11 protein-coding genes are annotated in these 14460 nt (G+C 53.3%); 1 reads left to right on the forward strand and 10 read right to left on the reverse strand.

What is annotated here, in order from left to right:
* Positions 1 to 271 precede the first annotated feature (271 nt).
* The 3 genes from ACQ4WS_RS11180 to msuE form a co-directional block, all read right to left on the reverse strand.
* Positions 272 to 1297 carry a methionine synthase gene (locus ACQ4WS_RS11180; protein ID WP_436476208.1) on the reverse strand — a complete coding sequence of 342 codons (1026 nt, stop codon included), beginning with the start codon at positions 1295 to 1297 and terminating at the stop codon, positions 272 to 274.
* A 25-nt stretch (positions 1298 to 1322) separates the two neighbouring features.
* Complete coding sequence (locus tag ACQ4WS_RS11185; protein WP_070283014.1) at positions 1323 to 2300, reverse strand: DUF1852 domain-containing protein; 978 nt, start codon at positions 2298 to 2300, stop codon at positions 1323 to 1325.
* Positions 2301 to 2365: 65 nt separating this feature from the next.
* Entirely contained in the window at positions 2366 to 2944 is a 579-nt protein-coding gene (msuE, locus tag ACQ4WS_RS11190) for an FMN reductase (protein WP_436476210.1), read from the reverse strand.
* Between the two features lie 127 nt (positions 2945 to 3071).
* Here msuE and ACQ4WS_RS11195 point away from each other — a divergent pair, with 127 nt between their 5' ends.
* A complete protein-coding gene (locus tag ACQ4WS_RS11195; RefSeq protein WP_436476212.1) occupies positions 3072 to 3983 on the forward strand; it encodes a LysR family transcriptional regulator in 912 nt (303 codons plus the stop codon).
* A 48-nt stretch (positions 3984 to 4031) separates the two neighbouring features.
* Here the strand turns inward: ACQ4WS_RS11195 and ACQ4WS_RS11200 are convergent, their stop codons facing one another.
* From ACQ4WS_RS11200 to glmS, 7 genes are all read right to left on the reverse strand, one after another.
* Complete coding sequence (locus ACQ4WS_RS11200) at positions 4032 to 4769, reverse strand: M48 family metallopeptidase (protein WP_436476214.1); 738 nt, start codon at positions 4767 to 4769, stop codon at positions 4032 to 4034.
* An 8-nt stretch (positions 4770 to 4777) separates the two neighbouring features.
* Positions 4778 to 8083 carry a type I restriction endonuclease subunit R gene (locus ACQ4WS_RS11205; protein WP_436476216.1) on the reverse strand — a complete coding sequence of 1102 codons (3306 nt, stop codon included), beginning with the start codon at positions 8081 to 8083 and terminating at the stop codon, positions 4778 to 4780.
* Positions 8080 to 9297 (reverse strand): restriction endonuclease subunit S, encoded by a 1218-nt coding sequence (locus tag ACQ4WS_RS11210; protein WP_436476267.1) that lies wholly within the window; start codon positions 9295 to 9297, stop codon positions 8080 to 8082. The genes ACQ4WS_RS11205 and ACQ4WS_RS11210 overlap by 4 nt, the downstream gene beginning before the upstream one ends.
* On the reverse strand, positions 9287 to 10324 hold the full coding sequence (locus tag ACQ4WS_RS11215; RefSeq protein ID WP_436476218.1) for a virulence RhuM family protein: 1038 nt from the start codon (positions 10322 to 10324) through the stop codon (positions 9287 to 9289). Before ACQ4WS_RS11215 ends, ACQ4WS_RS11210 begins: the two co-directional genes overlap by 11 nt.
* Complete coding sequence (locus tag ACQ4WS_RS11220) at positions 10317 to 11843, reverse strand: type I restriction-modification system subunit M (protein ID WP_436476220.1); 1527 nt, start codon at positions 11841 to 11843, stop codon at positions 10317 to 10319. The genes ACQ4WS_RS11215 and ACQ4WS_RS11220 overlap by 8 nt, the downstream gene beginning before the upstream one ends.
* Positions 11840 to 12457: a restriction endonuclease subunit S gene (locus tag ACQ4WS_RS11225; RefSeq protein ID WP_436476222.1), complete on the reverse strand. Its 618-nt coding sequence runs from the start codon at positions 12455 to 12457 to the stop codon at positions 11840 to 11842. Before ACQ4WS_RS11225 ends, ACQ4WS_RS11220 begins: the two co-directional genes overlap by 4 nt.
* A gap of 73 nt (positions 12458 to 12530) precedes the next feature.
* Entirely contained in the window at positions 12531 to 14360 is a 1830-nt protein-coding gene (gene glmS / locus ACQ4WS_RS11230) for a glutamine--fructose-6-phosphate transaminase (isomerizing) (RefSeq protein ID WP_436476224.1), read from the reverse strand.
* Positions 14361 to 14460 lie beyond the last annotated feature (100 nt).

Genomic DNA, 14460 nt, shown 5'->3' on the forward strand with positions numbered 1-14460 from the left:
GACGCTAGCCGCCTGCCTATCAATGGATGAGTCTTTTAAAGAAAAGGACTCCAACTCATGTGAAAGTTGAAGTCCTCCTACGCCCGCCTACCTTGCAGTGGGCTGGATTCAGAGGAAGTTCTCCCCTTGAGCATAACGCGATCAAAGCACAGCAATGAAACGCCTCTGTTTTCAGCCCGCACGTCACATCTGTCAATAAACAATACAGTGGCACACAATGCCGCTCAATACGGCAAGGCAAAACTCACCTATTCGGTATGTCCCAAGCCTGCTAGGAGATTTCTCTGCGAATGATTTCTGCGCCCGCGCTGAGCGCATTCAATTTGCCTCTTGCTACGCGACGTGACAAGGGCGCCATGCCACAGTTGGTGCTCGGGTAGAGCTTGTCGGCATCGACAAAGCGCAGCGCTTTGCGCAGGGTGTTGGCCACTTCCTCCGGCGTTTCAATGGTGTTGCTTGCCACGTCAATGGCCCCTACCATCACTTTTTTGCCGCGAATGAGTTCAATCAGGTCGATAGGCACACGCGAGTTGTGGCATTCCAGCGAGATGATGTCGATATTCGATTGCTGCAGCTTGGGGAAAGATTCCTCATATTGACGCCACTCGGAGCCCAGCGTATTTTTCCAGTCCGTATTGGCTTTGATGCCGTAACCATAGCAAATATGCACGGCCGTTTCGCATTTGAGCCCTTCGATCGCCCTTTCCAGGGTGGCAATCCCCCAATCATTGACCTCATCAAAGAAAACGTTGAATGCGGGTTCGTCAAACTGGATGATGTCGACGCCGGCAGCCTCCAATTCTCTGGCTTCCTGATTGAGGATCTTGGCGAATTCCCAGGCCAGTTTTTCGCGGCTCTTGTAGTGGCTGTCATACAGCGTATCAATCATCGTCATCGGGCCTGGCAGGGCCCATTTGATCGGCTGCGTGGTTTGCTGGCGTAAAAACTTGGCGTCTTCCACAAAAACCGCCTTCGGGCGGCTCACGGCGCCAACGACGGTCGGCACACTCGCATCGTAGCGGTCACGGATTCTGACGGTCTCGCGTTTGTCAAAATCAACGCCGCTCAGATGCTCGATAAACGTGGTGACAAAATGCTGGCGGGTTTGCTCGCCATCACTGACGATATCGATCCCTGCGTGCTGTTGTTCCTGCAGTGACAAACGCAAAGCATCCTGTTTGCCCTCGATTAATTCCTCGTCCTGCAATTTCCACGGCGACCAGAGTTTTTCAGGTTGGGCAAGCCAGGAAGGTTTAGGCAAGCTGCCGGCGGTCGAGGTAGGCAATAATTTTTTCATGGTGGTGATTTCGTGTGTTGGTTGGTCAGAGAGCGTAGCTGGCAGTCCACTGTTCAAGGACATTTTTGTATGGCTTGATGAAATGCTCTTCCGTATATTTTCCCTGCTTGACTGCCAGCTGGCTGCGCTCTTCCCGGTCATAGACAATTTGCGTCAATGAATAATCCTGATTCTTCAGGCTCGGCTGATACGACTTGCCTGCCGCCGAATTGGCGTTGTAAATCTCGGGACGGTAAATCTTCTGGAACGTCTCCATCGTGCTGATGGTGGCGATCAGCTCAAGATTGGTGTAGTCGCCAAGCAGGTCGCCGATGAAATAAAACGCCAAGGGGGCGGCGCTATCTGGCGGCATGAAGTAGCGAACCTGCATGCCCATTTTTTCGAAATATTGATCCGTCGAGGAAAATTCATTTTGTTGATACTCGACGCCCAATACAGGATGCTGATTCCCGGTCCGGTGATAGACCTTGCTGCTCGAGGCGCTGATGCAAATGACAGGCGGCTTGCTGAAGCGCTCTTTGTATGTATGCGATTTGACAAAGTGCCGGAACAGCTTGCCATGAAAATCGCCGAAATCGTCGGGAGCGGTGAAAGTGGATTGATTGTTGTTATGCTCAGGCAGCAGCACGCTGAAGTCGTAGTCGCGCACGTAGGAGGAGAAATTATTCCCCGCGATCCCATCGATGCGTTCACCCGTTTTTTTGTCGATAACGGTCGGTTTCAATATCTCGATCAACGGAATATTACTGCCTTCGACATCAATATTCAGCTCCACCGAGATGATTTCAAGCTCTACCGAGTAGCGGTCGCCGTTCGGGTTGTCCCAATGCGCCAGGTTGTTAAAGCGGTTGTCTATCATCCTCAGGGTATTGCGCAGGTTTTCCTGGCGACTGTTTCCCCGGGCCAGATTGGCAAAGTTGGTCGTCAGGCGCGTATTGTCTGATGGGTGATAGTTTTCATCGAAAACAATGCTCTTGATGCTGAATATAAAATCTTTGCTCATGGTGATCTGGTGTCCTGATTTCTGCGAAAAATGTATGTGTTGATGGCTGAGCGTCGTGATGCGTATCAGGCTGCGACCAGCTCTTCAGCGGTGACAGATCTCGCATGGCGCGTCAATTCGATCAACGGCAATGCCCGTTGGACCGCCAGTGTGGCCCGCTGGATCAGGGCCTCGTCCTGCACGCGGTAGTCGAGGAAATCCTTGTCGGTCGCGTAGACCCCCAGCGGTAATGTGCGGGCCTGGAAAAAGCTGAACAGCGGCCGCAACTGGTGGTCGATCATCAGGGCATGGCGCTCGCTGCCGCCGGTGGCCGCCAACAAGACCGGCTTGTCGATCAGGGCGTCCTGGTCAATGAAGTCGAAGAAGTGCTTGAACAGTCCCGTGTACGCGCCGCGGTAGACCGGGGTTGCCACCACCAGGATGTCAGCTTGCTCGACCGCAACCAGTTCCCGCTCCACCGTATCGGGCAGGTGGGAGCGCCAGACCGCGCCGGCATGCGGTGCGAGCTGGCCCAGTTCGACTAGGTGTTGTTCGCACAGCACTTCATCGGCGATCAGGTCCATCAGGTGCTCTGCCAGGGCGGCTGCCTTGGAAGGGCGTTGCAGCCCGCCGGAAACGGCGACTAAACGCAGTGGACGTGTCATGTTTGCTTTCATGTGGAGTGATGCGCGAGGGCGAAGAATGCCAACGACAAGAAGATGGATGATAACGGCGGGAATCGATGAAGTATAATGGTCTTATTTCATATATCCATGAACATGGCTCATCTCAATGCTTGAACGCATCCACCTCAGCATCGTCCAGCAGGTCGAGAAACAGGGTTCGTTGACGGCCGCAGCGGGCGTGCTGCACCTGACCCAGTCGGCCCTGAGCCACAGCATGAAAAAGCTGGAGCAGCAGCTGGGCACCGACGTCTGGCTGCGCGAAGGGCGCAACCTGCGCCTGACGCAGGCCGGCCAGTACTTGCTGGCGGTGGCGAATAGGGTGCTGCCGCAACTGGACCTGGCCGAAGAGCGCCTGGGCCAGTTTGCGCAGGGCGAACGCGGTGCGCTGCGCATCGGCATGGAATGCCACCCTTGCTACCAGTGGCTGCTGAAAGTGGTGTCCCCGTATCTGGCCGCATGGCCCGACGTGGATGTGGACGTCAAGCAGAAGTTCCAATTCGGTGGGATAGGCGCGCTCTTCGGCTACGAGATCGACCTGCTGGTCACGCCCGACCCGCTGTACAAGCCGGGGCTGACATTCGAACCCGTGTTCGACTACGAGCAGGTGCTGGTCGTGGCCAAGGGCCATGCCCTGGCGTCGGCGGCGTATGTGAAGCCGCAGCAACTGACCCAGGAAGTGCTCATCAGCTACCCCGTGGACATCGAGCGCCTGGATATTTACAATCAATTTCTCTTGCCGGCCGGTGTCACGCCCAAGCGCCACAAAGCCATCGAAACCACCGATATCATGCTGCAGATGGTGGCCAGCGGCCGCGGCGTGGCCGCCCTGCCGCGCTGGCTGGTCGAGGAATACGCGGCCAAGATGGACGTGGTGCCGGTGCGGCTGGGCGCGCGCGGCATCGCCAAGCAAATTTTCCTGGGAGCACGCGAGACGGACACCGCCATCGACTACGTGCGCGCCTTCATCGCACTGGCGCGCCAGCCTGCCTTCGCTCGTGCGCCTGGAGCCAGCTGCTGAACGCAAACTGCTGCCTTTCAATGTTTATTGAAACTTGAATATCCACTTTTATATCCGAAATATCTCTTCGGCCATGTTGTCCAACCTTTCTTTAATTACTCGCCAACCAGGCATGCACCGGTCCAGGGTTTTGTAAAATTTGGGGCCATGGTTGTGATGTAGCAGATGACATAACTCGTGCAATAGTACGTAGTCAATGCAATCACGTGGAGCTTTCACCAACATCGGATTGAGCGTGATACGGCCTGATGGCGAACAACTGCCCCACTGCACCTTCATGAATTGAAGGCGGGTAGGGGGAAGATGCTTTATCCAGCCAAGAGGGGCAGCGACCGCTGCCAAACGGATAGCAAACACTTCTCGCGCTCTGATACGAAACCAGCCATCCAGGATTTTCTGGATAGTGACTGGCCGATGTTCGTCAACGGTAACTTCGATAAATCCACCACGCATGCGCGCACCCGGGGTCACGTCACTCTGAACAATAACCTTCAATCGATAACGCCGGCCAAGATAGTGCAGCGCTTCTCCACTCACATATTCACGTGGAAGCACATGATGCAGTCTTTCTCTTGCAGCGCCAACATGCTGACTGATCCAGCGCACGCGCTTTTTGACAGCACTCAGGATAATTTCAAGTGTCGTTACCTCGGAGGCATCGACAACGACACTGCCATCCGGTTCGACATGAATCGCCAGCCGTTGTTCGGTGCGCAAGGGCTGGCGACGCAGGCTGAAACGAATCAGCTCGTCCCCATATTGAATGCTGTGTTGAGTCGATTGCATGGGCTTTATCATGTAGCGGAACGATTCAATCCAATGCGGGTAATCTGGATGATCTGTTCAACGACCAGCAAGGTCTTGTCCAACCCCAGGGTGCCAAATAATAAGGGCAATAGCCCCTTGCGTATGGCCGCCTCGATATTTTGCGGATTCAGGGAATTTTCTGCGACGGCATCGCGTACCAACACATCCATGGCAATCGCCTGCTGAACCAGATTTTCCTGAACTTCAAAACTTAATGTCGCAAACACAGTCTCCCCCAAAACGAGACGCATCACACCAAAGTACGCTTTGGCATGCGGCTTTTCATCCAGGGCATCAGGTACTCCCTCGGTCTGGCGAGTGTCGAGCTTTTTTTCAAACTCCTGAAACAGGGCGTATTGCTTGATCGGGTGATCGAACATGGCTTCTGCCTCGGCAATGGCCTGTTTCAACAGTTCCCCAAACACTTTCTGCGCATAAGGATCTTCCGCCAGTTCCTGCTCGATGGTTTTACGCAAACGCGTACGGATGATGTCTGTCTCATTGCGTGTTTTTTCTTCCGACCATTGCTCGGGATCTTCAATTTTCCCCAATTGGTGCACCAGATACACACCTTCCGATTCACGCACTTCCATGCCTATGACCTGCTTGTCGACGAGTTTGCGAATTTGCTCTTCATAGTTACTGTAATCGACGGTTTCCATGGCATCGCGGCGCGCGGTCTGGCGCAATTCCGTGAAGAAGCGCAAATCGGATTTGTAACGTGCGATCAGGCTTTCTGAAAAACTCTTGTCCTCAAAGAAGCTGCGCGAGGACAGGGCCAACTGCAAACAAAGGCCAAACGCCGTCACGGCTGCATAAAAGTCGTCGCGCACTTTTTGGCGCTCGTCATACTCCTCACCATCAACGCCCTTGACGAACTTTGGCGTCAGCACTTGCCGGTACTGCTCGGTGTCGAGCCGGTTTCCAACACTCTTAAAAAATGAGAACAGCTTGTCGTGCAAGCCAGGCAAGCGTTTGTACTCGGTGCTGAACTGGTGGTAAAGACCTTCGATATCCGCGATATCAAAGCCACCTTGAGTGGTAATTTCCAGGTCTTGATAGTCGCGAATGGCCGTGTCGAGCTCTTCCAGAATGCCCCGGTAGTCGACCAGAATGCCGTAACGTTTGGCATCATGCAGGCGATTTACACGCGCTACAGCCTGGATCAGATTGTGTCCTTTGAGCGGCTTGTCGATATACAGCACCGCGTTGCGCGGCTCGTCAAATCCAGTCAATAATTTGTCCACCACGATCAACAAATCCGGCGCGCCATCGGTAGCGAAGTCGTTAAGTATCTGCTTTTCATACACCTCGGGATCGGCACCATACACGGCGGTATTTTGCTTCCACCACCTTTGGACTTCCGGCAAAGTATCTTCATCCACGTCCGAATTGCCCTCGCGCGTATCGGGCGGCGAGATGACAATCGCACTGGTGACCAGCCCGGTTTCATCGAGTGCCTTTTTGTAGCGTATTGCATTCAGTTTGCTGTCCGTGGCGACTTGCCCTTTCAGCCCCATGCCCAGACTCTTGATGTTTTCACTGAAATGCGTGGCAATGTCCCATGCGATCAGTTCGATGCGATTGAGCGCGCCATAAACAGCTTTTTTTTTGGCGAACTTGCGCTTCAAGTCGGTGCGTTGAGCATCACTGAGATTCACGGTGATCTTCTCGAACCAGCGGCTGACCGCTTCCTCATTAACATCCAATGCAGGCTTGCGTTCCTCATACAACAGAGGCGCCACGGTTTCGTCTTCCACCGCACGCTGCATGGTATAGGCATGCACGATAGGGCCAAACTTGTTGGCGGCTTTTTCATTTTTCAACAAGGGCGTGCCCGTGAAAGCGATATACGCAGCCCTGGGTAGCGCCTGCTTCATGCGCTCATGGGTTTCGCCACCATGGCTGCGGTGCCCCTCATCGACCAGCACAATCAGGTCGGGGGAATCATTGCGGCATTCGGCCAGCTTGGAAGCGGTATTGAACTTGTGTATCAAGGTAAAGGTGATGCGTTCGGTGCCACTACCGATACGCCTGGCAAGGTCACGCCCGGACAAGCTGCGGCTTTTTTCGCCATCTTTTTGCGTGCCAATCGCTGAACCAAACGCACCACCCGACATAAAATTGCGCGAGAGCTGGCTTTCCAGATCAACCCGGTCGGTTACCACCACCACCCGACACTCTTGCAACGACCTCACCAATAGCAGTGCCTTGGTCAGGAACACCATGGTAAAGCTCTTGCCCGAGCCTGTGGTGTGCCACACCACGCCTCCCTCACGCCCGCCATCAGGACGTCGCTGGCTGATGCGCTCCAACAATGCGCGAATACCGAAAAACTGCTGATAGCGCGCGACGATCTTGCCGACCTTACGGTCGAACAATACAAAACCACGCAAAAATTCCAGCAAGCGTTGCGGCGTCAAGAGACTGACCAGCAGGCGATCCTGCTCGGTGGCTTGCATGGTGTGTGACCATAGTGCATCAAAGTAGTCCGTTAAGGCGACTGGTTTCCCTTCAAACACGGCCGCGCGAGTGTCCGGGGGCAAAGCGATATTTTTCAAAGAGGAAATGTATGTCTCATCGAATTCCTCCTCACGCCATTTTGCCCAAAACTTTGCAGCAGTATGCGTAGTGCCATAACGTCCTTCCGTCTGACTGATGGAAAGCAGCAATTGCGCGTACGAGAACAGATGGGGAATCTCATCTTGCCGCTGGTTGCGCAAGTGCTGGCTGATCCCCTCCTGCACCATCGCCTTGGCCGGATGACTGCCGGCCGATTCGGCACGCTTCGCCTCGATCACCACCAACGGAATACCATTCACATAGCACACCACATCGGGTATGCGGGTATGTGTGCCCTGAGCGGACATCACTTCCAGCTCTTCCGTGACATCCCAGCGGTTTCGGCTAACGTCGCTCCAATCCACCACTTGCACCGTGGTTTGATGCCTTTTACCATCAGGCATAAATTCAGTGACGGTAATGCCCAGCACCAGCTTGCCATACAAACGTTCGTTGGCAGGCATCAGCCCTTCTGCAAGACTTATCGCCGACAACTCCCGCACCACTTGATCGATGCCGCCAGCGGAAAGCGCATACGACTCTCCCTTGTACTCATAACGACGCGTCTGTAATACCTCGATCAGTCGTCCTTTGAGCAACACTTCCCGCGTACTGCCACGCAGCGCCAGAGCTTGCGCTGTCGTGATGAAGTTCCAGCCGAGGTTGCATAGCAAATGCAATGCAGGGATATGGGCGCTGTATTGCTCGCGGGAGTTGGGGGTTGTATTCATGCTTGCGCCGCTGTTTCAGAATCAGGTAAAAAAACACGTCGTTTTCCAGTCAGGATTTGATCCATCAATGCAGCTTTTTCTTCTTTTAAACGTTTTATTACTAAGTTGATTGCTGCTAATTCCTCGTCTGCTGTTTCGAAAATTTCTGCAATTTTTTTTTGCTCTTGGATATTGGGTATAAAAATTTTAATTTTGGAAAAATTTGGATACTTCAAGTTCCACGTATCAGAAACAAGGCCTTGAGAAAAACGATAAAACAAAAATATTACTGGCTTAAACTTAAATAGATAGGATGCAAATTTAGCGTTAATTTTTTCCGCAGGTGCTAACACAGTATAGGCAGGACTGATAATTCCTTCATACTCCGATAGGGCCGATACACCTTGCCACATACGCATAGTATTATAACCAATATCACCATGGTAAATTTTTTGATACTTAGTTTTATCATCGTTGGAGGTATCTTTGCGCCCTACTTGCTCGCGAGGAATAACTCCTTCGTCACGCGTTATAGATAAAAGTGGGAGATCATTTTTTCCTGTCTCAACTCGTTCAGAAAAAAGATCTCCAAGACTATACTCTCGCCATTCGTCAGTGTTCCCACCTACTCTTTCTTTTCCACTCAATATCTTTTGCATTAAAGACGACTTCTGATTGGTTACATTCTTTAACAATCCTTCATTAATTCTAATAGCCTCATCCCATGTTAATAAAACTTTTGCAATTTTACGCTGCTCAATAATACCAGGAATTTTCACCTCGATATTAGAGAGAATTTCTTGACTAAGATTGCTTATATTAGTTCCACTTCCACCTAAAAAAATTTGATCAGTCACAAATTTTGACCGCATCAAATATGACGCAAACTCAGGCTCTATTAAAGAAGTATTCACTCTTCCGCGAATAGTAAATCCAGAGAAAGAAAGTCGATCAGCAACATGGGGGAAATACAAACAACGACCAATTAATTCTTTATTTCCATTAGAGCGGACAAATAGAATATCACCCGATTTTAAAAGATCTAAATCACGAACTTTTGATGCAACTTTTATTGATTCCAAATCTATAAAATTTTCAATTTTTGATCGTTTTTTAAAGTCTGCCACACCAACAATCTTTACTGATTCTCCAGCATCAGATTTCGTAAAGTTCAAGCCATTTCGGAATGTCGCTATTTCACCAAGTAAGTACTCGCTCCAGCCCTTAGGAAGCATCACGCCCACCTTTCTTGCTCAACTGCTTTTCCACCTGCTCCAGTTCCTTCAAATCGGTACTGTCAGCTTCAATCGCCTCAGTCTTGCGCCGCTGTCCATCAAACTGTTCATATCGCTCATAGGCGACCTTGAGCATGGCGTCATGGCTCATGCGTCCGGCGCCTTTTAGTAAGGGGCTTTCATTGAACTGAATGAAGTTATCGACGTATAGTCTCCAGTCGGCCATCGTCAACTGCTTGCGCTGGCGGATGCGCAGTTCGGCAAACTCCAGGAAGGCGGTGACCATACGGTTCAGGTGATCGATTTCTTCCGCGTTGAGGTAGTTCTTGGCAACGATAACGTCCGTCTTGCAGATGCGCTTCGCCTTCCATGCCGTCAACGCCATATTCGGTTGGCTGGGATCGGCACGATTGACGATCAGTTCGGCGGCGGTTTGCCGGGTAACGGCGTACAGCATTTTGTTTTGTACTTCGGCAAAGAAGGGACCGACCATGCCAGCATTGGCTTTGTAATCCACAGACAAGGCAAACAGGTCGCGCACTTTTTGGTAGAAGCGCTTTTCGGAAGCCCGTATGTCACGGATACGTTCAAGCAGTTCGTCAAAATAATCCCAACCCACCGGGTCTTTCATCCGCACGTCATCCATGACGAAACCTTTGACCAGGTATTCGCGCAAATGCGTCGTTGCCCACTGGCGGAACTGTGTGCCACGCGGAGATTTGACCCTGTAGCCAACCGCCAGGATCATGTCCAGATTGAACAGTTTGGTACGATAGCGCTTGCCGTCAGCGGCAGTTGTCAAGTCTTCCTTGACAACTGAATTGACGTCCAACTCGCCTTCCGACAACACGTTTTTAACGTGCAGACTGATGTTCTGTTTGGTGGACTGAAACAGTTCCGCCAATTCCATTTGTGTCAACCAGACAGTACCACCTTGCGCTCGCAGGAAGAACGTCGCGTTGCCATCCTCTGATGTGTAAAGAACCAATTCGCCTTGATCCACGATAGGCTTGCTGTTATCACTCATAGCCCAGTTCCTTCAAGTACACCGCCATCTGTGCTTCCAGAACTGCAAGCTCCGCCTTGAGTTGTTCGCGCTCCTTGCGCACAGCCATCAGGTCGATCTCTGCTTCCTCCTCGAAAGTATCGACATAGCGCGGAATATTGAGGTTGAAGTCGTTTTCGGCGATCTCGGAAGGGCTGGCCAGGTAGGCGTACTTATCTGACCCCTGCCGTGTGAATGCAGTGTCCAAGATACGTTGCAAGTCAGTTTCGCGCAGGAAGTTCTGATTCTTCCCTGCTTCAAAATCACGGCTGGCATCGATGAACAGCACCTTGTCGTCGCTCTTGTTCTTGCGCAGTACTAACACCGCAGCTGGAATACCCGTGCCGTAGAACAGTTTTTCAGGCAAACCAATTACTATGTCGAGCAAGTTTTCTTCAATCAGTCTCTGGCGAATGCGGCCCTCTGCCGCGCCGCGGAACAGCACGCCATGCGGCACCACTACCGCCATGCGCCCAGTTCCGGGTTTCATGGTTTCCACCATGTGCAGAATGAATGCGTAGTCGCCCTTGGTACGTGGCGGCACGCCGCGGCGGAAGCGGCTGAATTTATCTGTATCGGCGCCCTCATGACCCCACTTTTCGAGGCTGAACGGAGGATTGGCGACAACGATATCAAAGTGTTTCAAGCTCGATACGCTATCCAACAGCTTGGGATTGCGAATGGTATCGCCCCACTCGATGCGATGGTTATCTTCGCCATGCAAGAACATATTCATCTTGGCCAATGCCCAAGTGCTGCCTATCGCTTCTTGCCCGTATAGCGCATATTTGCGCGAGCCCGTCTTCTCGCGCACCAGACGGCCGCACTTCATCAGCAGGGAACCTGAACCGCAAGTAGGGTCGCAAATTTCATCGCCTTCCTGCGGCGTCATCAGGCGCGCCATCAATGACGATACTTCCGGCGGAGTATAGAATTCACCGGCTTTTTTGCCACTGGTGGATGCGAAATTCTTGATCAGGAATTCATAGGCATTGCCAATCACATCCAGGGTGCCGACACGGCTAGGCCGTAAATCCAGTGCTGGCTTTGCAAAATCTTCCAGCAGATGACGCAGGATGTCATTTTTCTGCTGTTCATCGCCCAGTTTGTTGGAGTTGAAGCTGATGTCTTGAAAAACATCACGCAGCTTGGTCAAGTTCGCATCTTCAATGGCATGCAAAGCTTTGTCGATACGCTCGCCGTTACCGGCGCTGTGGCGCAAGCTATGCAGCGAATAGAAACTGGCGCTCGCTGGCAAGACAAAACGCTCGTTCTTGAGCATTTCCTTGATCAGCTCAGGATGATCGCCATATTGTTTTTTGTAATTGTCGTAGTGATCCTGCCAAACGTCCGACACATACTTGAGAAACAGCATGGTGAGTACAAAGTCCTTGTAGATGCTGGGATCCACCGTACCACGGAAGGTGTCACACGCGCTCCATACTGCACCATTGATTTCGTCCTGGCTGACCGCGTTGATTTTGATATTGAGATCGTTCATGGATTTCCCTGCAAATGTAAGTTCGCTGTCGGAAACAGGCCGTCAGCGAGTGCATTGATTTGTTGTTCGCGGTTGCGAATAAGTTGCTTGAGTGTTTGACGCTCCTGACGTGCAAGTTCGGCCAGCGCGACGATGCTTTGCTGGATTTGCAACGACGGAATACTGAGTGTGAGTGCTTCCAGCAATGGGCGGCGGATGCTGAGTTGGCTGCTACCTTCGGCAGCCTGTTGCAGTTGCCGCTGAAATGGAGCTTGATTGATTTGCCAGGCAACAAATGCTGGCATGAGCATCGCTGTCGACTTTACTTGCAGGTGAAAAAAGTGAGGGCTGCAGACGGCAGGGTGGGGCGGACGATCCAGGCAAACCGCGTAAAAGCGCGCGCCTTTGGAGACAAGAAGAATATCGTCTTCTTTCAGCCAAGCTGGCGATCTATGCGTGCTCAAATTGGTGCGAAGCACGCCGGACCAATGCACACCGCGCTCGGGGTTGACGTCCTTCATCTGCACAGCCAGCGCATTCCCATCCACAGCTCCTTCTATGGAACCGCGGAAAGAATAGCCACCTTGCAGGTGAAGCAAGTCGACAATAGGAGAAATATTTGCATCAATTTTCATGATGCAAATATATCTTACAGCCTCTAAATATTCAAGTTAATTTTTACATCAATCGCATTGATGCAGAGATTTATTACTCCACCGTCACCGACTTCGCCAAATTGCGTGGCTTGTCCACATCCGTGCCACGCGCCAGCGCCGTGTGATACGCCAGCAATTGCAGTGCCACCACGTGCAGGATCGGTGACAAATCGCCGTAGTGCTCGGGCAGGCGGATGACGTGCAAGCCTTCGCCGGAGCTGATGCGCGAGTCGACGTCGGCGAAGACGTACAGCTGGCCGCCGCGGGCGCGCACTTCCTGCATGTTCGATTTGAGCTTTTCGATCAGGGCGTCATTCGGCGCGATGGTGACGACCGGCATTTCATTCGTCACCAGGGCCAGCGGGCCGTGCTTCAGTTCACCGGCAGGGTACGCTTCGGCGTGAATGTAGGAAATTTCCTTCAGTTTCAAGGCGCCTTCCAGGGCGATCGGGTAATGCATGCCGCGGCCCAGGAAGAGGGCGTTTTCCTTGCGTGCGAATTCCTCGGACCAGGCGATGATTTGCGGTTCCAGCGCCAGGACGGACGCGATGGCGACGGGCAGGTGGCGCATGGCTTTCAGGTGCGCCGCTTCCTGTTCTTCGCTCAAGCGGCCATTGACTTGCGCCAGGCACAGGGTCAGCAGGAACAGGCCGGCCAGCTGCGTCGTGAAGGCCTTGGTCGATGCCACGCCCACTTCCACGCCGGCACGCGTGATGTAGGCCAAGGCGCATTCACGCACCATGGCGCTGGTGGCCACGTTGCAGATGGTCAAGGTGTGCTGCATGCCCAGGCTGCGCGCATGTTTCAGGGCGGCCAGGGTGTCGGCCGTTTCGCCGCTTTGCGAAATGGTGACGACCAGGGTGTTCGGGTGCGGCACGCTGTCGCGGTAGCGATATTCGCTGGCCACTTCCACGCTGACGGGCACCTTGGCAATCGCCTCGATCCAGTACTTGGCCGTCATGCCCGCATACGAGCTGGTGCCGCAGGCGAGGATCAGTACGCGGTCGATCTGCTTGAAGATGGCATAGGCGTTGTCGCCGAACAGTTCCGGCATGATGCCCGTCACGCCTTCCAGTGTGTCGCCGATGGCGCGCGGCTGCTCGAAGATTTCCTTTTGCATGTAGTGGCGGTACGGGCCCAGCTCGGCCGCGCCCGTGTGCGCATGCACCGTCTTCACTTCGCGCTCGACGGGCTTGCCATCGACGTCGACGATCCAGCAGCGCGACAGTTGCAGGTCGACCACATCGCCTTCTTCCAGGTAGATGATCTGGTCGGTCGTGCCGGCCAGGGCCATGGCGTCCGAGGCGACAAAGTTTTCACCATTGCCCAGGCCGACGATCAGGGGCGAACCCTGGCGCGCGGCGACCACGCGGTGCGGCTCGTCGCGGCAGAACACGGCAATCGCATACGCGCCGGCTAGGCGTTTCACGGCCTGCTGCACGGTCTCGAACAGGTCGCCGTTATACATGTGCTCGACCAGGTGGGCGATCACTTCCGTGTCCGTCTGGCTCTGGAAGACGTAACCCAAGGCCGTCAGTTCCGCGCGCAGTTCGTCATGGTTTTCGATGATGCCGTTATGCACCAGCGCCACGCGGGCGTTCTCTTCCGTTGGGGAAAAGTGCGGGTGGGCATTGAAGGAGACAGGGGCGCCATGCGTGGCCCAGCGCGTGTGGGCGATGCCCGTAAAACCGCTCAAGCCTTCTTCGGCGATCTGCTTTTCCAGCTCGGCCACGCGCGAGGTGGAGCGCGAACGCTGCAAACGGCCATCCGCATGCAGGGCGATGCCGCAGGAATCGTAGCCGCGGTATTCCAGGCGCTTCAAGCCTTCGACCAGGATGGGAGTGATATTACGTTGCGCTACCGCGCCGACGATGCCGCACATGGAAACCTCTGTCTAAGTTAATCAATGCAAGCATGCTAATGCAGAGCGTATGAAATATGCTTTCTAAATCCGTGTATTTTTGACTGAATATTTCATACCT

Source organism: Janthinobacterium leeuwenhoeki (assembly GCF_051380795.1).
In the GTDB taxonomy this organism is placed as follows: Bacteria; Pseudomonadota; Gammaproteobacteria; order Burkholderiales; family Burkholderiaceae_D; genus Janthinobacterium.